The sequence below is a fragment of the Pseudomonas synxantha BG33R genome, from assembly GCF_000263715.2.
Taxonomy (GTDB): domain Bacteria; phylum Pseudomonadota; class Gammaproteobacteria; order Pseudomonadales; family Pseudomonadaceae; genus Aquipseudomonas; species Aquipseudomonas synxantha_A.
Genome location: NZ_CM001514.1, coordinates 3,888,897 through 3,910,156 on the forward strand (window position 1 = coordinate 3,888,897; position 21,260 = coordinate 3,910,156).

The following is a 21,260-nucleotide window of genomic DNA, read 5'->3' on the forward strand; positions in this document are numbered from 1 at the left end:
ATTGCGCAAGCACGATCCCCCCGCACTGAGGCTGTTTTCGAACCTACGATTTACGTCGGCTGCGCACTTGCACACCCGCATCCATCGCCAAGCCCGCCGTGCGCTCCAGGGCATCGGCAAATGCCTGGCGCTGCTCGGGTTCGATTTGTGAAAGGAACAGCTCGTCCACAGTGCTTTCGTAGATTTTCCACATGCTCTTGCGCAGCGCTCGACCCGTGTCCGTGATCGAGGCAAACGCCGCACGACCGTCGCCATCGGAGCGGGAACGCACTACCAGGCCGTCCTTTTCCAGGCGGTCCACCAGGCGCGTGAGGTTATAGCGCTCAATGGCCAGCACATCGGCCAGTTCGTGCATACGCCGGGTGCCGCCGGGCCCGCTTTCCAGGCCCCACAACGCATCGTACCAGGCGTACGGCGGCAGGCCCGCCGCAGCCAGGCGCCGCTCGATTTCACGGATGACCGTCCTGTGAGCCCTGACAAAACGGAACCATACATCCGGCTCTTTCGACGACATGCAACACCATCCGGGGAATTTCAAGAAGGTTGCAATAGTAGCTCATCCCGCGCTAGATTCTGGCATGTCGTTGCAATTGCAACTACATTTGCATCACTCCCACGAGGAGCTTGCTGCTTGAATCCGCCTACCCTGGAGCCTCACATGACCCCGAATGACCCAGTAAGACTCGACGATGATCCGCAGGAAACCCGCGAATGGCTGGACTCCATCGAATCGGTGCTGTCCACCGAGGGCCGTCCACGCGCTCATTACCTGATCGATCAGTTGCTGGATTTCGACGTTGCACGGCATGGCGACTTCTACGGGCGGGTGACCACCCCCTACGTCAATACCATCCCGGTTGAGCGCCAGTTGCCCTACCCCGGTAACCAGGCCATCGAGCGGCGCACCAATGCGTTCATCCGCTGGAATGCCATGGCGATGGTATTGCGCGCGGGCAAACACTCAGGCGTAGGTGGGCATATCGCCACCTATGCGTCAGCCGCCGTGCTGTATGACGTAGGCTTCGATCATTTTTTCCGTGGCCGAACCGACGCATTCGACGGCGACCTGGTGTATATCCAGGGCCATTCCTCACCAGGCATTTATGGCCGTGCCTACCTGGAGGGCCGTATCAGCGAAGCGCAGCTGGATAACTTTCGTCGCGAGGCCGGTGGCGAGGGTTTGTCTTCCTACCCTCACCCACGGTTGATGCCGGACTTCTGGCAATTCCCTACGGTCTCCATGGGCCTGGGACCGATCACTGCCGCGTACCAGGCGCGTTTTATGCGGTACCTGGAGTTCCGAGACCTCAAGCAGCATCAGGGCCGCAAGGTTTGGGCATTCCTCGGCGATGGCGAAATGGACCAGCCCGAATCCCTGGCGGCCATCTCCCTGGCGGGCCGCGAAAAACTCGACAACCTGATCTTCGTGGTCAACTGCAACCTGCAACGCCTGGATGGTCCGGTGCGCGGCAATGCCAAGGTGATCCAGGAATTCGAGAGCCTGTACCGCGCCGCCGGCTGGAATGTGATCAAGGTGATCTGGGGCAGCGGCTGGGACGCACTGCTGGAAAAGGACCAGAGCGGCCTGCTGCGCCAACGCATGATGGAATGCGTGGATGGCGACTACCAGAATTACAAATCCCAGAATGGCGCTTATGTGCGTGAACACTTCTTTGGCAAATACCCGCAGTTGCTCGCACTGGTTGCGGACATGTCCGACGACGACATCTGGAAACTCTCACGGGGCGGGCATGACCCGGACAAGGTCTACAACGCCTACGCCGCCGCCGTGCGCCACAAGGGCCAGCCCACGGTGATACTGGCCAAGACGGTCAAGGGCTTCGGCATGGGTGAAGCTGGCGAAGGCCAAAACATCAACCATCAGCTGAAGAAGATGGGGGCCGAAGCGGTAAAAGCTTTCCGCGACCGCTTCGGCCTGGAGGTCGACGATGACCGGCTCGAAGAAATCCCCTACCTCAAACCCGCCGTCGACAGCGAAGAGGCCCACTACTTTGCCGCACGACGGCAGGCACTGGGAGGCTATGTGCCAGCGCGCCACACGAGCGTTGCGCCGCTGCAAATCCCCGAGCTGAGCGCCTTCGCCACCCAACTCAAAGACACCGGTGAGCGCGCCATCTCCACCACCATGGCCTTTGTGCGCATCCTCGGCACGCTGCTCAAGGACCCGCATTTGGGCAAGCTGATCGTGCCTATCGTGCCGGATGAGTCGCGCACCTTTGGCATGGAAAGCCTGTTCCGCCAGATCGGTATCCATTCAGCCGTCGGCCAGCTCTATACCCCACAGGACGCCGGGCAATTGAGCTACTACAAAGAAAGCAAAGACGGACAGATCATGCAGGAAGGGCTGAATGAATCCGGCGCTATTTCTTCCTGGATCGCGGCAAGTACCTCCTATAGCAACCATGGCCTGATGACCGTGCCGTTCTATATTTTCTACTCGATGTTCGGCTTCCAGCGTGTCGGCGACCTGGCCTGGGCGGCGGGCGATGCGCGAGCGCGGGGCTTCCTGCTGGGCGCCACGGCCGGGCGCACCACGCTGATGGGGGAAGGCTTGCAACACGACGACGGGCACAGCCATATCCTGGCGTCGGTGATTCCCTGCTGCGTGGCCTATGACCCGACTTTTGCCTACGAACTGGCGGTGATTATTCGCGAGGGTATGCGGCGCATGTATGTCGAACAGGAGGACATCTATTACTACATCACCCTGCTCAACGAAAACTATCCGCACCCGGCGATGCCGGAAGGCGTTGAAGAAGGCATTCTCAAGGGCATGTATCCGCTGAGCAGCCACCCGCAGGCAAAGGTACAGCTCATGGGCAGCGGTTCAATCTTGCGCGAAGTGATCGCCGCAGCCGAGTTGCTCGCCAAGGATTTCGCCGTGCACAGCGATGTCTGGAGCGTCACCAGCCTGACCGAATTGCGCCGTGATGGGCACGCCGCCGAGCGCTGGAACCTCCTGCACCCGCAAAGCGAGCCGCGCCAAAGCTACGTCGAAACCTGCCTTGCCGGGAGAACCGGCGCTGTGGTGGTGGCCACGGACTACATGAAGTTGTTCGCCGACCAGATTCGCCCCTTCGTGCATAACCGCCGTTTTGTCGCACTGGGTACCGACGGTTTCGGGCAATCGGACACCCGCGAGGCATTGCGCGAGTTCTTCGAGGTAGACCGGCACTTTATCGCTTTAGCAGCGTTGAAGGCGTTGGCTGATGACGGTGTGATTGGTCGTGACAACGTCGCCCTGGCCATCAGCCGCTACGGGATCAACGTCGACAAGGCCGATCCCGTAGCCATCTGAGTTACTGCGCAGGCGCTGGCAGGGGCGGTATTGCCTCTGTCGGCGCAGGCAGGTTGGGATTGGTCGGCGCCGGCGCAGGTTCGGTTGCTGGCGTCGAGGCAGGCGCAGGTTCCGGGGTCGGTGCGATCGGCGCAGCCTCAGGTGGCGGTGCCAGGGGTTGTGAAGCGGCAGGCGCGACAGGTGCCTCCTTCGGCGCCTCGACCTTCTCGGCTACTGGAGCGGCTACCGGAGCGACCTTGGGTTCAGGCATACCCAGGTCAGCCTTGGGCTGCTCGGGTATATGCTCGGCCTGCTTGACCTCTTGCGGCAGGAACACATCCACCAGCGCAAAGTAACGCTCGTAGAACTTCGGTGCCGAGACGGTCTCGCTCGCGACTTTCACCATCGAGTCGTCAGTGGAGCCGATCGGCATCGACACCGAACCCAACACACCCACGCCGAGGCTGGCGGAGTTGTTGACCTTCTTGAGCGCATAGCGATCCTGCAAGGCGTTGGCAAACATCGTCGAGTGATTGCTGCCTTTGCCATCAGCAGCGCACACCACGTTGAAGCTGATCTGCAGATGGGTCTCGCCGGTCTGCTGGAAACTCTTGTTGCCCGCCACCAGCTTAGGATCGCTGCTGGTAATGATGTAACCCTGGCTCAGCAGAGCGCGGCGCGCCGCTTCACACGCCGCTACATCGCTGACCGGGTAATCGCGGGAAAACGTACCGGAATCGTCGAAATTCTCATGTTCATAGATAGCGGTCTTGGGTGAGGAGCAGCCCGCGGCGCCCGCCAGCACCAGCGCCAACCCGAGGCTACGCAAGTGAAATGATGTCGACATTGAAAATCCTGTGGAAAACGGTCCGGACGGTATTGTGCAACAGAACGCGGCCTTGAAGCGCGCATTCCTGTCGGTTAAACATCTCAGCCTTGTGAAGCGGCGTCAGTAGGAAAAAGCCCGGCACACATATGGTCGATAAACACGCGCAATTTGGCCGAGGCATGGCGACTGGCCGGCCACAGCAACCAGAAACTGCCGCGGTGTTCGAGGTGCTCATCCAGCACGCGCTGCAAGGCCCCTTGCGCAACCGCCTCGTTGACCATGTAGTCCGGCAGACACGCAATACCGAGACCTTCCTGGGCCACATGCTTGAGAGACTCAATGGTGCTGCTGACCAGCGGCGCACGCAAGCTCGGCTCCGCCGCGCCCGGCACCAGTCGCAGCGGCCAGGGCTCGAGTTTGCCGGAGGCGCAGAATTTATGCCGAAGGCAGGCGTGATGACTCAAGTCCTGGGGCAGGAGTGGCGTGCCGTATTGGTCGAAATAGCCGGGCGTACCGACAAGTACCAGTTGGTAATGCCCCAGATGGCGCGCCATCAAGCGCGAGTCTTGCGGCTTGCCGGTGCGGATCACCGCGTCGAAGCCTTCATCGATGACATCCACCATACGGTCGGAAAAATCCACGTCCAACTCGATATCCGGATAGGCGCGCATAAAGCCACTGATCACCGGCATCAACAACCCCCGCACTTGGGGCACGCTGATACGCAGTTTGCCTTGCGGGGTAGCACTGGCCTCGCTCAACTCCAGCTCAGCCGCTTCCACTTCCGCCAGGATACGCCGCGAGCGTTCCAGCAACAGCGCGCCCTCACTGGTCAGGGTGATACTGCGGGTGCTTCGATGAAACAGCCTGACACCCAGGCGCTCCTCCATGCGTGCGATGCTTTTGCCTACCGCAGAGGATGACACGCCCAATACCCGCCCTGCGGTGGTGAAGCTACGCGTTTGCGCAACCTGTACGAATACCGAGAGCCCGCTCAGACTGTCCATGCTGATGCCTTGGTCAATTGCGGACAAAAATGTCCGATAAGTTCGGCACCTTAGCCTGTTTTTCCGCGCATCGCAGCCCCCTACCCTGTTTCCTTGCCCCTTCAAGGAGACTCCCATGAACAACAACGCTTCATTGGCCGCTACGGCGCCCGTGCATGAACCCTTGCCATTGGCAGGGTTGCTGGCCCTGGCCTCGGCCGGCTTTATCACCATCCTCACCGAGGCCATGCCCGCCGGGCTGCTGCCGCAAATGAGCGAAGGGCTGGAAGTGTCACAGGCGCTGGTCGGGCAGTTGGTGACGCTCTACGCCCTGGGCTCATTGCTCGCGGCCATCCCGCTGACCTTGCTGACCCGTGGCTGGCGTCGCAGGCCTCTGCTGTTGATCGCCATAGGCGGCTTTGCCTTGGTCAACAGTGTCACCGCGTTTTCCAGCCACTACGGCGTGACCTTGATCGCTCGCTTCTTTGCGGGTGTATTCGCCGGGCTGCTGTGGGCGCTGTTGGCAGGCTACGCCAGCCGCATGGTTGCCCCTCATCTGCAGGGTCGGGCGATCGCCGTGGCCATGCTCGGTGCGCCGCTGGCCTTGTCCCTCGGCGTACCTGCTGGCACCCTGCTTGGCACGCTGGTCGGTTGGCGCAGCAGCTTTGCCATCATGACCGGCCTGACCCTGTTACTGCTGGTGTGGGCGCGCTGGCAATTGCCGGATTTTGCCGGTGAAGCAGCCAGCAAACGTCTGAGCTTGAATCGCGTGCTGGCCCTGCCGGGAATCCGCCCCGTGCTGTGGGTGACCTTCACCTATGTGTTGGCTCATAACATCCTCTACACCTACATCGCTCCCTTGCTGGTGCCCGCCGGCATCGGCAGCAAGATCGACCAGGTGTTACTGGTGTTCGGCTTGATGGCGTTGGCAAGCATCTGGTTGGTGGGGATATGGATTGATCAACACCTGCGGTTGCTGACCCTCATCAGTTGCGCGATGTTCGCCGCAGCTGCCCTGCTCCTGGGTTTCTGGACCAGCTCTGCGATCTGCATCTACATCAGCGTGGCGGCCTGGGGCCTGGCTTTCGGAGGCCTGCCGGCCCTGCTGCAAACCGCACTCGCGAAGTCGGCCGGCAACTCGGCCGATGCCGCGCAATCCATGCTGGTCACCGCGTGGAACCTTGGCATTGCCGGGGGTGGGCTGGCTGGCGGCTTGATGCTCCAACACTGGGGCGTCATCGCATTTCCATGGGCAGTGCTGGGGTTGATAGCGCTGGCGCTGGGTGCAATGACGGGCAAGGCCTGGCACGGCCGATGACAAGTTTGTTTACAACTTATTCCTCTACTTCCTATCATCGCCTCTGGGTGCGTTGCTGCATAAGGCGCGGCGCAGGTTAAAAGCCAAGCATTGGTCGGGCCGCCAATGGAGATTTGTCGTGCCTGATAAACACCCTGCCATCCCCCGCCCTCAGCGCCTGACTGAGGGCGCGCTGTCTGCCCTTGAGCGTTTTTCCCATATCGAAGCCGTGAGCGGTATCGTCCTGCTGTTGGCAGCGATCGTGGCGCTGATCTGGGCCAACAGCCCCGCCGCAGCGACCTACGAGCACTTCTGGAACACGCCTGTTACCCTGGGACTTGGCGATTACAGCGTGTCGCGTTCCCTGCACTTTCTGGTCAATGACGGGCTGATGACCATCTTCTTTCTGGTAGTCGGCGCCGAGATCCGTCAGGAAATCAAAGATGGCGCCCTGGCCAATCTGAAACTGGCCACGCTGCCCTTGGGCGCTGCGCTGGGCGGTGTGCTGATGCCTGCACTCATCTACACCCTGCTCAACCACGGCACCGTCGCCGCCAGTGGCTGGGCGGTACCCACCGCGACCGACATCGCCTTTGCCGTGGGCGTGCTGGCGCTGCTGGGCAAGTCGATTCCCAGTGGCGTGCGTATCCTGTTGCTGGCCCTGGCGATCATCGATGACATCGTGGCGATTCTGATCATCGCGATCTTCTTCACTGCCAGCCTCGATTACATGGGCTTGGTGATTGCCGCAGGCGGGCTGGCGCTGGTGCTGGTGTTCCAGCGCATGGGCATCGGCAAGGCTGCGATCTATCTGTTACCGGGGGCGATTGTATGGTTCGGGCTGCTCAAGACCGGCGTGCACCCGACCCTCGCCGGGGTGATCCTGGGCTTGATGACGCCGGTCAACTCCAAGCCCACCACAGAACGCCCGCTGGAGACCATTGAACGCACGTTCAACGAGCTGATGGAGCGCTTCTCGCATTCGGCAGAAGGCCCCCAACAGGTCGCCCAGCCCCTCAAGCAACTGCGCCAAGCCCAACGGGAGATGTTGCCGCCGGTGCAACGGGTGCAATCGGCACTGCATCCGTGGGTGGCATTCGGCGTGATGCCGCTTTTCGCCCTGGCCAATGCCGGCGTGAGCCTGGACGGCTTCAACCTCGATGATCCGATGGCTCACGGGGTGTTCATGGGGGTCATCTTCGCGCTGGTACTCGGCAAACCCCTGGGCGTGATGCTGGCGAGCCTGATGCTGGTCAAGCTCAATATCTGCAAGCTGCCGGACGGTGTGACCTGGACAGGAGTCGGCCTGGTTGGCCTGCTGGCCGGGATCGGGTTCACCATGTCGATCTTTATCTCCTCCCTGGCCTTCTCGGACCCGGCCTTGCTCTCGGCCGCCAAGCTCAGTGTATTGGCCGCTTCGACCCTGGCAGCGGTGATCGGCCTGACCTGGGGCAAGCTCAAATTTTCAGGCAAGCACCCATAAGGCGAGTTAAGCACCCACTTTATCAAGGGCAAAAAAAGACCCCGGCCTTTTCAGGACGGGGTCTTTTTTATTCAAGCCGGCATCAGTACTTCTTGATGTCTGCCTGGGTTTCCAGCTGCTTGCGGAACGCCGCGAAGTCCTGCTGACCGATACGGGAAGCGAGGAAGCGGCGGTATTGCGCCTTTTCTTCGTCCGTAGGGGCTGCCGCTTCGTTGACGCCGTTCAAGCGCACAATCACCAGGCTGCCATCGCGCAGCGTCACGGTGGTGAAGGTCGGCTTGTCCTTGGCCGCAGGCTTGGGCATGCGGAACAGGGCTTGCAGCACGGCTGGGTCGATGGACTCCTGAGCGCGGGTCGCCGCTTCAGTCACCTTCCAGGCCTGACCGTCAATCGGCTGGTCCAGCGCGGTTTTGCCGTCACGCAGGCTGGCGATCAACTCGTCGGCATGGGCTTTGGCGGCAGCGCTCGCACGCTCCTTGGTCATCTGGGTGCGAATCGCTGCAGCGACGCTCTCAAGCGGCAGTTGAGCCGGCTTGAGATGCTCTTTGGCACGCAACACGATGATGGTTTCCGGGTCCAGCTCGATGGCGCTGCTGTTGGCACCTTCATCCAGCACTTCCGGGCTGAATGCCGCAGTCACCACGGCACGGTTGGCTGCAACGCCTTCGCCACCTTCACGGCCAAACGGCGCCGAGGTGTGGACGGTCAGCTTCAGGTCAGATGCCGGCTGAGCCAGGTCGGACGCTTCGAATGCCGCATCTTCCAATTGCTTGGTCGCTTCGACAAACCGCTGTTCAACCTGTTGGGTCTTGAGCTCGCGGGTCAGCTTGTCTTTCAGGCTGGCAAACGATGGCACCTCAGGTGCTTCAACGCCCAGCAACTTGATCAAGTGCCAACCGAAGGCACTGCGCACCGGCGCCGATACCTGGTCTTGCTTCAAGCCGTACAGGGCCGTTTCGAAGTCCGGATCGTAGACGCCAGGGCCGGCAAAGCCCAGGTCACCGCCATTGTTGGCCGAACCTGGATCCTGGGAGAACTCCTTGGCCAGGGCTTCGAACTTCTCGCCTTTGGCCAGGCGTGCCTGGACTTCTTCGATCTTGGCCTTGGCTTGCGCCTCGGTGACCTTATCGTTGACTTCGATCAGGATGTGCGCGGCACGACGCTGTTCAGCGAGGTTGGCAGTTTCCTTCTCGTAGGCAGCCTGCAGTTCATCGTCCTTGACGGTGACCTGGTCGAAGAAGGAGGACTTCTTCAATTCCAGATAGTCGATGACCACCTGGTCCGGGGTCATGAACTCTTTGGCGTGCTGATCGTAGTAAGCCTTGACCTCATCATCGGTGAGCTTCACCGCTGCCGGGTCTGCCTTGATGTTGACGGTGGCGAAATCGCGGGTCTGTTTTTCCAGACGGGCGAACGCCAGCACCTCGGCATCGGTGACGAAACCGCTGCCGGCGATACCTGCGCGAACCTGGCCGATCAGCATTTCCTGGGTCAGCATCTGACGAAATTGCATACGGCTATAGCCCAGTTGACGGATCACCTGGTCAAAACGTTCGGCATTGAACTTGCCATCCACCTGGAATTCCGGCGTCTGCAGGATCACCTGGTCCAAAGCGGCTTCCGAGAAACCGAACTTGGCATCAGCAGCGCCTTGCAGCAGCAGCTTGCGGTCGATCAGGCCCTTGAGGGCCGCGTCGCGCAGCAGTTTTTCGTCCAGCAGCGAAGCGTCGAAATCCTTGCCCAACTGTTGCATCAGCTGGCGACGTTGCATGTCGACGGCCTGGCTCAGTTCAGTCTGGGTGATCTGTTCACCGTTGACCTTGGCCACGTCCTGCGCGTTATTACCCGAAGCCTGGAAAATGGCTTCGATACCGGTGAACGCCATCAATGCGACGATGATCCCGATAATGGTCTTGGCAATCCAGCCTTGTGAATTGTCCCTGATATTTTGCAGCATGCGTCCCCCAGAAACGGTTGAACTTCAAAAATAGGCAACCGTGGAGCGTGGGTAGAGTCCGGATAGAAGAAAGGCGCATCCGAGGATGCGCCTTCTCGTAACTGGCGGAGCGGACGGGGGTTTGAACTCTCACCCCCGGCGTGGCGACCCGATGGATACCTGGGCCGCTACCGCTCCGCTGCCAGGTCGGACGTGTGTCCGACCCGGGTAAGCAAAGGCTAGATCGAAGCTTAGTTAACGGCTTCTTTCAGGGCTTTACCGGCTTTGAAACCTGGTTTCTTGGCAGCAGCGATTTGCAGTGCTTTGCCAGTCTGTGGGTTACGGCCAGTGCGAGCTGGGCGGTCAGTCACAGAGAAAGTACCGAAGCCTACCAGTACCACGGAGTCGCCGGCCTTCAGAGCGCCAGTGACGGATTCGATTACTGCGTCCAGCGCACGGCCAGCAGCAGCTTTCGGGATATCAGCGGATGCGGCGATAGCATCAATCAGTTCCGACTTGTTCACTCTAAGTCCCCTTATATATCTATTGAGTATGATTCTAAGTTTTTTGGTAAAAGCAAAAACCAGTGCTGGGTGGCCTACAGACACTTAAGAGCCGCTTTATAACAAGGGCTCTAAAAAGCTGTCAAGGAAGCCCCCAGGCTTTAACACATTAATGCGTGCTAATTCTTTCCTTGGAATCTGACTCGCGTTTTTCGTCCTTCGCGACTATCTCCGGAGCTACATCCGGCAAGGGTTCCGGCGCGTATTGCAGCGCAATTTGCAGGACCTCGTCAATCCATTTAACCGGTTTAATCTGAAGATCCTGCTTGATGTTGTCAGGAATTTCCTTCAAGTCGCGAACATTCTCTTCCGGAATGATCACCGTCTTGATTCCGCCCCGGTGAGCCGCCAGCAATTTCTCTTTCAGACCACCGATGGCCAATACCTGACCACGCAGGGTAATTTCCCCGGTCATTGCGACGTCAGCGCGCACAGGGATGCCAGTCAATGCCGACACCAGGGCCGTGCACATGCCTACGCCCGCGCTAGGGCCGTCTTTCGGGGTCGCCCCTTCCGGCATATGGATATGGGTGTCGTGCTTCTCATGGAAGTCCAGCGGGATGCCCAGGCTGCGGGCACGACTGCGCACCACGGTCTGCGCGGCCGTGATGGATTCGACCATCACGTCACCCAGAGAGCCGGTCTTGATCAACTGGCCTTTGCCGGGAATCACCGCAGCTTCAATGGTGAGCAATTCGCCACCCACCTGAGTCCACGCCAGGCCAGTCACCTGCCCGACCTGATCCTGCTGCTCGGCCAGGCCGTAGCGGAATTTCTTCACACCCAGGAAGTGTTCCAGGGAGTCGGCAACTACCTTCACAGAGAAACGTTTTTCCAGTGCGTGTTCTTTTACCGCCTTGCGGCAGATCTTCGCGATCTGGCGCTCAAGGCCCCGTACACCGGCCTCGCGGGTGTAGTAACGCACGATGTCGCGGATCGCCTCGACCTCAAACTCGATCTCGCCCTTCTTCAGGCCGTTGGCCGAAATCTGCTTGGGCGCGAGGTATTTGACGGCGATATTGATCTTCTCGTCTTCGGTGTAACCCGGCAGACGAATCACCTCCATCCGGTCCAGCAAGGCTGGCGGAATGTTCATGGAATTGGAGGTGCACAGGAACATTACATCAGACAAGTCGTAGTCGACTTCCAGGTAATGGTCGTTGAAGTTGTGATTCTGCTCCGGATCGAGCACCTCAAGCAGCGCCGAGGCAGGATCGCCACGCATATCGCTGCCCATTTTGTCGATTTCATCGAGCAGGAACAGTGGGTTGCGCACGCCCACTTTTGTCATCTTTTGAATCAATCTTCCTGGCATCGAACCGATGTAGGTACGGCGATGACCACGGATTTCCGCCTCGTCACGCACACCACCCAAGGCCATGCGCACAAACTTGCGGTTGGTGGCACTGGCAATCGACTCGGCCAGGGAGGTTTTACCCACACCCGGAGGGCCGACCAGGCACAACACCGGACCACGAATCTTTTTCACGCGCTTTTGCACGGCAAGGTATTCGAGGATGCGCTCTTTGACTTCCTCAAGACCATAGTGGTCGGCATCGAGGACTTCTTCGGCGCGAGCCAGATCCAGGCGTACCTTGGTCTGGGCCTTCCACGGCACCTGCACCAGCCAATCGATGTAGGAACGCACCACGGTGGCTTCGGCCGACATTGGCGACATCTGCTTGAGCTTGTTCAGCTCGGCGGTGGCCTTGGTCAAGGCATCTTTGGGCAGGCCAGCGGCATCAATGCGCTTTTTCAGCTCTTCGATTTCGTTGTGGCCTTCCTCGCCGTCGCCGAGCTCCTTCTGAATGGCCTTCATCTGCTCATTCAGGTAGTACTCGCGCTGGCTGCGCTCCATTTGCTTCTTCACCCGACCGCGGATGCGTTTTTCTACCTGCAACAGGTCGATTTCGCCGTCCAGCAGCGCCAACACGTGCTCGACACGGGCCGACAGGTCGATGATTTCGAGGATGTCCTGCTTCTGCTCGATTTTCAGCGCCATGTGCGCGGCCATGGTATCAACCAGGCGGCTTGGTTCATCAATGCTGCTGAGGGAAGACAGCACTTCAGCCGGGACTTTCTTGCCCAACTGCACATACTGCTCGAACTGCGAGAGCAGGCTGCGCACAAACACTTCGGATTCGCGCTCTGCAGCTTCGACTTCTTCGATCAGTGCCACTTCGGCGCGCAGGTGCCCGTCCACCTCCATGAAACGCTCTACGGCACCGCGCTGCTCGCCTTCCACCAGCACCTTGACGGTGCCATCAGGCAGCTTGAGCAATTGCAGCACAGTGGCAATGGTGCCGACGCGATACAGGGCATCTTCACCCGGATCATCATCAGCAGGATTCTTCTGGGCCAACAGCAGGATCTGCTTGTCGCCCGTCATCGCAGCCTCGAGGGCTTCGATAGACTTCTCGCGCCCCACGAACAGCGGGATAACCATGTGCGGATAGACGACGACATCACGCAACGGCAGGAGAGGCAATTCGATGGTTGTCTTCATGATTTCGCCTCTATGACAGTTGATAAGTAAGCATGAAACCAAGATGGGGGTTACATGCAAAAAAAACAAGCTCAATGCCAGTAGTTAAACGCATGAATACACGCGAATTTAACCACCGCACCAAGAAAACGCCCCAAAAAACAAGGGGCCCCTAAAGGCCCCTTGCTTGTACCGCAACTGCTGAACGCTTACGCGTCTGGCGCAGCCTTGGCCGTCGGCTCACTGTTTTCGTAGATATACAGTGGCTTGGACTTGCCTTCGATAACGCTTTCGTCGATCACCACTTTGCTCACCTCAGACTGCGAGGGGATTTCGTACATGGTGTCGAGCAACACGCCTTCGAGGATCGAACGCAGGCCACGTGCACCGGTCTTGCGCTCCAGTGCCCGCTTGGCCACCGATTTGAGCGCGTCGGTACGGAACTCGAGGTCCACGCCTTCCATCTCGAACAACTTGGCGTATTGCTTGGTCAGGGCGTTCTTGGGCTCGGTGAGGATCTGAATCAAAGCCGCCTCATCCAATTCGTCCAATGTCGCCAGGACCGGCAAGCGGCCAACGAATTCCGGGATCAGACCAAACTTGACCAGATCGTCAGGCTCGACTTCACGCAGGGACTCGCCCACCTTCTTGCCTTCTTCCTTACTGCGCACTTCCGCACTGAAACCAATGCCGCCACGGGTGGAGCGCTGCTGGATAACCTTCTCCAGGCCGGAGAATGCGCCACCACAAATGAACAGGATGTTGCGCGTATCAACCTGAAGGAATTCCTGCTGCGGGTGCTTGCGGCCGCCCTGTGGCGGTACGGAAGCAACCGTGCCTTCGATCAGTTTCAACAGTGCCTGCTGCACGCCTTCACCGGAAACATCCCGAGTGATCGACGGGTTGTCAGACTTGCGCGAAATCTTGTCGATTTCGTCGATGTAAACAATACCCATCTGGGCCTTCTCTACGTCGTAGTCGCACTTCTGCAGCAGTTTCTGAATGATGTTCTCGACATCTTCGCCCACATAGCCAGCCTCGGTGAGAGTGGTGGCGTCGGCGATGGTGAACGGAACGTTCAGCAGGCGAGCGAGGGTTTCCGCAAGCAAGGTTTTACCCGAGCCTGTAGGACCGATCAGCAGGATGTTGCTCTTGCCGAGTTCGACCTCGTCGCCTTTCTTGTCACGCTGGTTCAGGCGCTTGTAGTGGTTGTACACCGCTACGGCCAGAACCTTCTTTGCACGCTCCTGGCCAATGACGTATTGGTCCAGGATGCCGCTGATTTCTTTAGGCGATGGGAGTTTGTGCGCACTGCTCTCGGCCTGGGCTTCCTGCACCTCCTCGCGGATGATGTCATTGCACAGGTCGACGCATTCGTCGCAGATAAACACCGAGGGGCCGGCAATCAATTTGCGTACTTCATGCTGGCTTTTGCCACAGAAGGAGCAATAGAGCAGCTTGCCGTTGTCCTCGCCGTTGCGGGTGTCAGTCATTCGTTCGATCCAAATCCGATAGGCTTGCAACACAAGATGAAGGCTTATGCGGGCTTTTTCAAGCCCGCCAGTGGTCGGACATGCCGACCAGCCCTATTTTGAGCGGCTTATATTAAGCGGGGCGCTTTTCGATCACTGCGTCGATCAACCCGTATTCACGGGCGGCTTCTGCGCTCATGAAATTGTCCCGGTTGGTGTCGCGCTCGATTTCTTCCAGTGTGTGCCCGCTGTGCTTGGCCATCAGCGTGTTCAGACGCTCACGAATGAAGAGGATTTCCTTGGCATGGATTTCAATGTCCGATGCCTGGCCCTGGAAACCGCCCAGTGGCTGGTGAATCATCACGCGTGAGTTCGGCAGGCAGAAACGCTTGCCTTCGGCACCTGCTGTCAGCAGGAACGCGCCCATGCTGCAAGCCTGGCCGATGCAGGTAGTCGACACGTTTGGCTTGATGAATTGCATGGTGTCGTAGATCGACATCCCTGCGGTCACCGAACCACCTGGCGAGTTGATGTAGAGATGGATGTCCTTGTCCGGGTTTTCCGCTTCAAGGAACAGCAATTGCGCACAGATCAGGTTAGCCATGTAGTCCTCTACCGGGCCAACCAGAAAGATCACTCGCTCCTTGAGCAGGCGCGAGTAGATGTCGTAGGCGCGTTCGCCACGAGCGGACTGCTCGACAACCATCGGGACCAGGCCGCCTGCGGCCTGGATATCAGAGTTCTGCTGAATATAGGAATTACGGAACATGCTCTGCAGTTACTCCCAAATAGTCATGTCTTGAAAACGCATAAGCCAGCGCGAGGCTGGCTTATGGTTGAATTTCCAACGAGTTGGACAATCAGTCGGCTTGTGCTGCTTCCGCCGGTTTGACTGCTTCTTCGTAAGAGACCGCTTTATCGGTCACCTTAGCCTTCTGCAGAACAGTATCCACAACTTGTTCTTCAAGCACAACCGAACGTACTTCGTTCAGCTGCTGGTCATTCTTGTAGTACCAAGCCACGACCTGCTCAGGCTCCTGGTAGGCCGAAGCCATTTCCTGGATCATTTCGCGAACGCGGTCTTCGTCAGGCTTGAGGTCGAACTGCTTGACCACTTCAGCCACGATCAGGCCCAGCACAACGCGGCGCTTGGCTTGCTCTTCGAACAGCTCGGCTGGCAGCTGGTCAGGCTTGATGTTGCCACCAAACTGCTGAACAGCTTGTACGCGCAGGCGATCCACTTCGTTGGACAGCAGGGCCTTTGGCACTTCGATCGGGTTGGCGGCCAGCAGACCGTCCATGACCTGGTTCTTGACCTTGGACTTGATGGCCTGGCGCAGCTCACGCTCCATGTTCTTGCGAACTTCGGTGCGGAAACCTTCGATGCCGGTTTCCTTGATACCGAATTGAGCGAAGAACTCTTCGTTCAGCTCTGGCAGCTTAGGCTCGGAAACGCTGTTGACGGTAACGGTGAACTCGGCGGCCTTGCCGGCCAGGTCCAGGTTCTGGTAGTCCGCTGGAAATTCCAGGTTCAGAACGCGCTCTTCGCCGGCTTTGGCGCCAACCAGACCGTCTTCGAAGCCAGGGATCATGCGGTTGGAACCCAGCACCAGCTGAGTGCCCTTGGCGGAGCCGCCAGCGAACACTTCGCCGTCAACCTTGCCAACGAAATCGATGTTCAACTGGTCTTCGTTCTGGGCAGCACGCTCGGCCACTTCAAAACGGGTGTTCTGCTTGCGCAGGATTTCCAGCATGTTGTCCAGGTCCGAATCAGCCACTTCGGCGCTCAGACGCTCGATTTCGATACCGTCGAAACCAGCCACTTCGAATTCCGGGAACACTTCGAATACGGCAACGTATTCCAGGTCCTTGCCAGCTTCCAGGGACTTGGGCTCGATCGAAGGCGAGCCAGCCGGGTTCAGCTTTTGCTCGACAACGGCTTCGTAGAAGGAAGCCTGGATCACGTCACCTACAGCTTCCTGGCGCGCATCGGCACCAAAACGACGCTTGATTTCGCTCATCGGCACTTTGCCTGGACGGAAACCAGCGATCTTGGCCTTCTGGGCAGTCTGCTGCAGACGCTTGTTGACCGCAGTCTCGATACGCTCTGCCGGCACGGTGATGCTCAGGCGGCGCTCGAGAGCAGTAGTATTTTCAACAGAAACTTGCATGGATATTCCTCGTTGCACAGACGTTAGCCGGCCATTTCCGACCCCAATCAAGGGCATGCATTCTAGTGGGTCAAACTCAAGAAGTCACCCTACTGAAAATACAGCGGAAAACAGCCGGCAATTTATCGGTACGAAGGCACGGATGCACCTCGCCCCGGTGACAAATACAGCCAACTGCGCCAGGGCTCTGCGCCGCCTCTTCTATATAGAAGAAACCAGTCATTTCCCTGACGCCCGACCCCGCGCACAGGGCCTGCGGGCAGCGCGGCATCATCGAGACACACAAATACGATGAAACACCCCACCCTTTCGACCTTGCACCTGCAGCTGCCGGATATACGAACCGCTAAAACCAAAAAAGGCGCCAGACTGTTAAATCTGGCGCCTTTCGAATATGGGGTGGACGAAGGGGATCGAACCCTCGACAACGGGAGTCACAATCCCGTGCTCTACCAACTGAGCTACGCCCACCATATTGCGTTAACAAAGAAACCAAACTACTTCTTTGTTGAGCTTTACCCCGCCTGACGGCACAGCAAAGCTTTAATTGGTGCGGATGAAGAGACTCGAACTCTTACGCCTCGCGGCGCTGGAACCTAAATCCAGTGTGTCTACCAATTCCACCACATCCGCGCTTGAAGCTCTTAAAGCAAAGGCGCCAGACGATTAATCTGGCGCCTTTCAAAATATGGGGTGGACGAAGGGGATCGAACCCTCGACAACGGGAGTCACAATCCCGTGCTCTACCAACTGAGCTACGCCCACCATATAGCGCTACTTGTGCCAAAGCTGCCTAATGGCGCACCCGGCAGGACTCGAACCTGCGACCATCCGCTTAGAAGGCGGATGCTCTATCCAGCTGAGCTACGGGCGCCTGATTAATCTGTACTCTTGGAGGATTACAAACTAAGTGTTTCCAGCCTTGCAGGACAACAATTCTGCTCGACCTTCTAACCAGTGCTAGGCTGTGCCCGACAAGTGCGACGAATAGTATAGAGCGTCCTGATACCCGTCAAATCTTTTTTAAAAAAAACTGATTTTATTTAAGGGCTTAGGGCAATTTGCAGACCAAGCGCCTTTGCCCTCGCGCCCTGGCGTGCGAGAATGCGCGCACTTTTCTTCCCCCTCTCGATGGTTAATCACGCGTAATGACTGCACAACTTATCGACGGCAAATCAATCGCCGCCAGCCTGCGCCAGCAGATCGCCAAACGCGTCACCGAGCGTCGCCAGCAAGGCCTGCGCACGCCTGGCCTCGCGGTGATCCTGGTCGGCAGCGATCCTGCCTCTCAGGTTTATGTCTCGCACAAGCGTAAAGACTGTGAAGAGGTCGGCTTTATTTCCAAAGCCTACGACTTGCCTTCGGACACCACTCAACAGGCCCTGACCGACCTGATTGACCGCCTCAACGATGATCCGGAGATGGACGGCATCCTGCTGCAGTTGCCACTGCCCGAGCACCTGGACGCCTCCAAGCTGCTGGAACGCATCCGCCCGGACAAAGACGTCGACGGGTTCCACCCTTATAACGTCGGCCGCCTGGCGCAACGTATCCCGCTGCTGCGTCCATGCACACCCAAAGGCATCATGACCTTGCTGGAAAGCACCGGGGTCGATCTTTATGGCCTCGACGCAGTCGTGGTAGGCGCCTCCAATATCGTCGGTCGCCCGATGGCCATGGAACTGCTGCTGGCCGGCTGCACCGTGACCGTCACCCACCGCTTCACCAAGGACCTGGCCGGCCACGTTGGCCGCGCCGACCTGGTGGTGGTCGCTGCTGGCAAGCCCGGTTTGGTCAAAGGTGAATGGATCAAGGAAGGCGCCATCGTCATTGACGTGGGCATCAACCGCCAGGATGACGGCAAGCTGGTCGGCGACGTCGTCTACGACACTGCCCTGCCCCGCGCCGGCTGGATCACGCCAGTGCCAGGTGGTGTCGGCCCGATGACCCGCGCCTGCCTGTTGGAAAATACCCTTTACGCTGCAGAAACCCTGCACGGTTAATAACCAGGCGTAATGAAAAAGCCCTGCCTTAGCGCGGGGCTTTTTATTGCCTGAGAAAAAACTGTTTTTTCTTAGTTTTTAAGCACTTTCATTCGGTTCTGGAAGAACATTCGACAGTTTCTGATCCATACTCCTAGAATGTAACGTCATTTTTCATAAAGCCCGTTCCCGAACGGTATTTCCTTACTTTTTAGCGAGTTCATCCGCGTGAAAATTCGTCTCTCTATTGTCGGCCTGTTTTTCGCTTTGACAGGCACCTTCGCCCACGCCGCCGAATCCACCCTGGCCCCGCGTGACGCCTCCAAACTGCAAATCGCCTCCGGCAGCGCCATGCTGGTGGACTTGCAAACCAACAAAGTCATTTATTCCAGCAATCCCGACGTAGTAGTCCCCATCGCGTCAGTGAGCAAGCTGATGACCGGCCTGATCGTGCTGGAAGCCAAGCAGAACATGGATGAGTACATCGACATCAACATCACCGACACGCCAGAGATGAAAGGCGTGTTCTCCCGGGTAAAAATCGGCAGCCAGATGCCGCGCAAGGAAATGCTGCTGATTGCGCTGATGTCCTCGGAAAACCGCGCCGCGGCGAGCCTGGCCCACCACTATCCGGGTGGCTACGCGGCATTCATTGCGGCGATGAACGCCAAGGCCAAGTCCCTGGGGATGACCAGCACCCACTATGTGGAGCCTACCGGCCTGTCGATCCATAACGTCTCGACCGCTCGCGACCTGAGCAAGCTGCTGGCGTACGCGCGTAAATTCCCGATGTTGAGCCAGTTGAGCACCACCAAGGAAAAGACCGTGGCGTTTCGCAAGCCCAACTACACCCTGGGTTTCTCCAACACCGACCACCTGATCAACCGCGCCAACTGGGATATCAAGTTGACCAAGACCGGCTTCACCAACCAGGCGGGGCATTGCCTGGTGCTGGTCACAAGCATGGGCAACCGCCCGGTTTCGCTGGTGATCCTGGATGCCTTTGGCAAGTTCACCCATTTTGCCGATGCCAGCCGTATTCGCAGCTGGGTCGAGACCGGCAAGGGCGGCCCGGTGCCGGATGTGGCGTTGCGCTACAAGGCTGACAAGAATCTGAAGAATCGGGGGAATGCGGTAGAAGTGCGCCGCTAACTCACTCCCACCAGAAATCCGATGTGGGAGGCCCCCCTCCCATATTTGTTACTTGCGTTCCCCAAGGACCTTTAGCGCTTGGGCCGCCGCCCCTTCTTGCCCGGCCTGGGCCGTTGAGTTCGCCGAATCGTGCCAGCGCTGCGCATCCACATTAGCCGGCAATTGGCTCGGGCGTTGAGTCAGGATGGCCCAGTGGCCCGCGCTCTTCCATGCCGACTCAAAGTCACTGAAGCTCATGATCAATCGGCGCTCCTTGCCTGAGCGCAACAATACCGTGCTTTCCTGCTGGTTAAAGCCCACGACGACTACATAGCGCGCTCCGGACCAGAAGCTGGAATTGATTCGCGCCATCACCGGGTAACCCGCCGCCACCTGCGCCAGCACCGCGGTCAGCTTGGCGTCCAGTGGGTACACCATCAGCCCGTATTCGCGCGCCAGCACCTGCATGTTGCGTTCGAGGTTCGCCTCAGCACCCGGCAGGCGCAGCGGCTTGTCCAGCAACCCCGGTGTCATGACAATGCCTTGTTGCGACAGCATACTGGCAAGTGCCGTAGGACCGCTCTGATAAGCCTCGCTGCGAAAGGTCGGCACGCCGTTGAGTTCAACGCGCTCCGGCAGGCCGGACAGCTTCGACGGTTGGCTGGAACAAGCCGTTAACCCCAGGGCACAAGCCAGCAAGATGGATGTTTTAAGGTTCGAGCGTAAGCGCAATGTTTTACTCTCTTGATCAACGGGCGGTGAGGGCCCTGATCATAGGATGCTCTTGAGCGCGGGTATAGCCTGGCACATCAGTAAAGCACCCGCGATAGAGCAAACAAGTTGGACAGACACGACCATTGGTCAATAGCAGGCAACCGCCAGGTAGCTAGACTGTCCATTGAGAAGACTGTGTGTGCCCCCAGTGGGCGAAAGGAGGCCCGAATGAGCCTTGCAACGACAATTTTTCTGTTGATCTGTGGCTGGTTGGCAGTGGCCGCGGCCATGTTGTGGGGGGTCATGCGCGTGACTCGCCGGCATCATCACCCCCACGTCAAACCTGCCGCGCCCGCCAAGCCTCCCAAGGCGACGGCCCATCACGCCTAGCCAGGCATGCAATTGAAGTCTTGGGTGGCGGCGATTTCCTTGCCGTGACCGTCCTTGAGGGATGCGCGCACGGTGGTGCCCAGGCTCGACTCTTCCAGTGTGTAATGCTCACCCGCCTTGAAGTGTTTGTATTCCACCCGGCCCTGGCAGTCTTGCTGGTTGTCGTCGCCGGGTTCGTCTTCAAACAAGGTCACGTCCAGCCGATGGTCACCGGGGCTGACTTCAAAGTAGCGCCCGTCATCGACGCGTTTACCGTCAACCCGCTCGGCCATCAGGTCATTTGGCGCTTCCTCTTTCAGGCCGATCCAGGCTTGGCTCGGGTCAGCCTTGGGCAGCGGGCCGGCGCAGGCCGAGAGCAACACAACAACGCTCAGCATAGGTATCAACAACAGGGTTTTCAGTGACATGGCAGGGCTCCAAAGAACATCAAAAAAAGACGTATCCGATGGATGCCAAGCTTGAAGAGCCCGCGTTTGCGGAACAAATGAATACAAATGAAACGATCTTCAGCCATTACCTAAAT

The 21,260-nt window shown here is 58.6% G+C and carries 17 protein-coding genes and 4 tRNA genes; 6 read left to right on the forward strand and 15 right to left on the reverse strand.

The annotated features are described in order from the left end of the window. Positions 1–43 precede the first annotated feature (43 nt). On the reverse strand, positions 44–514 hold the full coding sequence (locus PSEBG33_RS10595) for a MarR family winged helix-turn-helix transcriptional regulator (RefSeq protein ID WP_005789278.1): 471 nt from the start codon (positions 512–514) through the stop codon (positions 44–46). A gap of 144 nt (positions 515–658) precedes the next feature. Between PSEBG33_RS10595 and aceE the strand changes: the two genes are divergently transcribed. Beyond that, the gene (gene aceE, locus PSEBG33_RS10590) at positions 659–3,319 is read left to right on the forward strand and encodes a pyruvate dehydrogenase (acetyl-transferring), homodimeric type (RefSeq protein ID WP_005789280.1); all 2,661 of its coding nucleotides are present in this window, start codon (positions 659–661) and stop codon (positions 3,317–3,319) included. Between the two features lies 1 nt (position 3,320). On the opposite strand, the gene PSEBG33_RS10585 is transcribed toward aceE, so the two are convergent. Both PSEBG33_RS10585 and PSEBG33_RS10580 read right to left on the reverse strand, forming a co-directional pair. Beyond that, positions 3,321–4,145: a DUF2242 domain-containing protein gene (locus tag PSEBG33_RS10585; RefSeq protein ID WP_005789281.1), complete on the reverse strand. Its 825-nt coding sequence runs from the start codon at positions 4,143–4,145 to the stop codon at positions 3,321–3,323. An 83-nt stretch (positions 4,146–4,228) separates the two neighbouring features. After that, positions 4,229–5,134 (reverse strand): LysR family transcriptional regulator, encoded by a 906-nt coding sequence (locus PSEBG33_RS10580; protein WP_005789283.1) that lies wholly within the window; start codon positions 5,132–5,134, stop codon positions 4,229–4,231. Between the two features lie 115 nt (positions 5,135–5,249). Between PSEBG33_RS10580 and PSEBG33_RS10575 the strand changes: the two genes are divergently transcribed. Beyond that, the gene (locus PSEBG33_RS10575; protein ID WP_005789285.1) at positions 5,250–6,431 is read left to right on the forward strand and encodes an MFS transporter; all 1,182 of its coding nucleotides are present in this window, start codon (positions 5,250–5,252) and stop codon (positions 6,429–6,431) included. 118 nt (positions 6,432–6,549) lie between these two features. Beyond that, entirely contained in the window at positions 6,550–7,893 is a 1,344-nt protein-coding gene (nhaA, locus tag PSEBG33_RS10570) for a Na+/H+ antiporter NhaA (protein WP_005789286.1), read from the forward strand. Positions 7,894–7,975: 82 nt separating this feature from the next. Here nhaA and PSEBG33_RS10565 read toward each other — a convergent pair whose 3' ends face one another. From PSEBG33_RS10565 to PSEBG33_RS10520, 10 genes are all read right to left on the reverse strand, one after another. After that, complete coding sequence (locus tag PSEBG33_RS10565) at positions 7,976–9,850, reverse strand: SurA N-terminal domain-containing protein (protein ID WP_005789288.1); 1,875 nt, start codon at positions 9,848–9,850, stop codon at positions 7,976–7,978. A gap of 230 nt (positions 9,851–10,080) precedes the next feature. Then, positions 10,081–10,353 (reverse strand): HU family DNA-binding protein, encoded by a 273-nt coding sequence (locus tag PSEBG33_RS10560; protein WP_003174819.1) that lies wholly within the window; start codon positions 10,351–10,353, stop codon positions 10,081–10,083. A gap of 148 nt (positions 10,354–10,501) precedes the next feature. After that, positions 10,502–12,898 carry an endopeptidase La gene (lon, locus tag PSEBG33_RS10555; RefSeq protein WP_005789294.1) on the reverse strand — a complete coding sequence of 799 codons (2,397 nt, stop codon included), beginning with the start codon at positions 12,896–12,898 and terminating at the stop codon, positions 10,502–10,504. 188 nt (positions 12,899–13,086) lie between these two features. Further along, on the reverse strand, positions 13,087–14,370 hold the full coding sequence (gene clpX, locus PSEBG33_RS10550; RefSeq protein ID WP_003238279.1) for an ATP-dependent Clp protease ATP-binding subunit ClpX: 1,284 nt from the start codon (positions 14,368–14,370) through the stop codon (positions 13,087–13,089). A gap of 112 nt (positions 14,371–14,482) precedes the next feature. Next, positions 14,483–15,118: an ATP-dependent Clp endopeptidase proteolytic subunit ClpP gene (gene clpP / locus PSEBG33_RS10545; RefSeq protein WP_005789297.1), complete on the reverse strand. Its 636-nt coding sequence runs from the start codon at positions 15,116–15,118 to the stop codon at positions 14,483–14,485. A 91-nt stretch (positions 15,119–15,209) separates the two neighbouring features. Continuing rightward, entirely contained in the window at positions 15,210–16,520 is a 1,311-nt protein-coding gene (tig, locus tag PSEBG33_RS10540) for a trigger factor (RefSeq protein WP_005789298.1), read from the reverse strand. Positions 16,521–16,915: 395 nt separating this feature from the next. Continuing rightward, positions 16,916–16,991 (reverse strand) — tRNA-His (locus PSEBG33_RS10535). 77 nt (positions 16,992–17,068) lie between these two features. After that, positions 17,069–17,153, reverse strand: a tRNA-Leu gene (locus tag PSEBG33_RS10530). A gap of 56 nt (positions 17,154–17,209) precedes the next feature. Further along, positions 17,210–17,285, reverse strand: a tRNA-His gene (locus tag PSEBG33_RS10525). Positions 17,286–17,317: 32 nt separating this feature from the next. Next, a tRNA-Arg gene (locus tag PSEBG33_RS10520) sits at positions 17,318–17,394 on the reverse strand. A 274-nt stretch (positions 17,395–17,668) separates the two neighbouring features. On the opposite strand from PSEBG33_RS10520, the gene folD reads away from it, so the two are divergent. Both folD and pbpG read left to right on the forward strand, forming a co-directional pair. Beyond that, a complete protein-coding gene (folD, locus tag PSEBG33_RS10515; RefSeq protein WP_005789300.1) occupies positions 17,669–18,523 on the forward strand; it encodes a bifunctional methylenetetrahydrofolate dehydrogenase/methenyltetrahydrofolate cyclohydrolase FolD in 855 nt (284 codons plus the stop codon). A 207-nt stretch (positions 18,524–18,730) separates the two neighbouring features. Beyond that, positions 18,731–19,654 (forward strand): D-alanyl-D-alanine endopeptidase, encoded by a 924-nt coding sequence (gene pbpG, locus PSEBG33_RS10510; RefSeq protein WP_005789301.1) that lies wholly within the window; start codon positions 18,731–18,733, stop codon positions 19,652–19,654. A gap of 48 nt (positions 19,655–19,702) precedes the next feature. Here the strand turns inward: pbpG and PSEBG33_RS10505 are convergent, their stop codons facing one another. Beyond that, complete coding sequence (locus PSEBG33_RS10505) at positions 19,703–20,365, reverse strand: peptidase C39 family protein (protein WP_005789303.1); 663 nt, start codon at positions 20,363–20,365, stop codon at positions 19,703–19,705. A 210-nt stretch (positions 20,366–20,575) separates the two neighbouring features. Between PSEBG33_RS10505 and PSEBG33_RS29580 the strand changes: the two genes are divergently transcribed. Next, positions 20,576–20,737, forward strand: coding sequence for a hypothetical protein (locus tag PSEBG33_RS29580; RefSeq protein WP_005789305.1), 162 nt, complete (start codon positions 20,576–20,578; stop codon positions 20,735–20,737). Here the strand turns inward: PSEBG33_RS29580 and PSEBG33_RS10500 are convergent. Beyond that, positions 20,734–21,144 carry a hypothetical protein gene (locus PSEBG33_RS10500; RefSeq protein ID WP_005789306.1) on the reverse strand — a complete coding sequence of 137 codons (411 nt, stop codon included), beginning with the start codon at positions 21,142–21,144 and terminating at the stop codon, positions 20,734–20,736. The genes PSEBG33_RS29580 and PSEBG33_RS10500 overlap by 4 nt on opposite strands. Positions 21,145–21,260: the final 116 nt, after the last annotated feature.

Coding starts and splice junctions, on each gene's coding strand:
- tig (WP_005789298.1), bottom strand. CDS start 16,520: ATGCAAGTTTCTGTTGAAAATACTACTGCTCTCGAGCGCCGCCTGAGC.
- PSEBG33_RS10575 (WP_005789285.1), top strand. CDS start 5,250: ATGAACAACAACGCTTCATTGGCCGCTACGGCGCCCGTGCATGAACCC.
- PSEBG33_RS10580 (WP_005789283.1), bottom strand. CDS start 5,134: ATGGACAGTCTGAGCGGGCTCTCGGTATTCGTACAGGTTGCGCAAACG.
- PSEBG33_RS10500 (WP_005789306.1), bottom strand. CDS start 21,144: ATGTCACTGAAAACCCTGTTGTTGATACCTATGCTGAGCGTTGTTGTG.
- lon (WP_005789294.1), bottom strand. CDS start 12,898: ATGAAGACAACCATCGAATTGCCTCTCCTGCCGTTGCGTGATGTCGTC.
- PSEBG33_RS29580 (WP_005789305.1), top strand. CDS start 20,576: ATGAGCCTTGCAACGACAATTTTTCTGTTGATCTGTGGCTGGTTGGCA.
- folD (WP_005789300.1), top strand. CDS start 17,669: ATGACTGCACAACTTATCGACGGCAAATCAATCGCCGCCAGCCTGCGC.
- clpP (WP_005789297.1), bottom strand. CDS start 15,118: ATGTTCCGTAATTCCTATATTCAGCAGAACTCTGATATCCAGGCCGCA.
- PSEBG33_RS10585 (WP_005789281.1), bottom strand. CDS start 4,145: ATGTCGACATCATTTCACTTGCGTAGCCTCGGGTTGGCGCTGGTGCTG.
- aceE (WP_005789280.1), top strand. CDS start 659: ATGACCCCGAATGACCCAGTAAGACTCGACGATGATCCGCAGGAAACC.
- PSEBG33_RS10565 (WP_005789288.1), bottom strand. CDS start 9,850: ATGCTGCAAAATATCAGGGACAATTCACAAGGCTGGATTGCCAAGACC.
- clpX (WP_003238279.1), bottom strand. CDS start 14,370: ATGACTGACACCCGCAACGGCGAGGACAACGGCAAGCTGCTCTATTGC.
- PSEBG33_RS10595 (WP_005789278.1), bottom strand. CDS start 514: ATGTCGTCGAAAGAGCCGGATGTATGGTTCCGTTTTGTCAGGGCTCAC.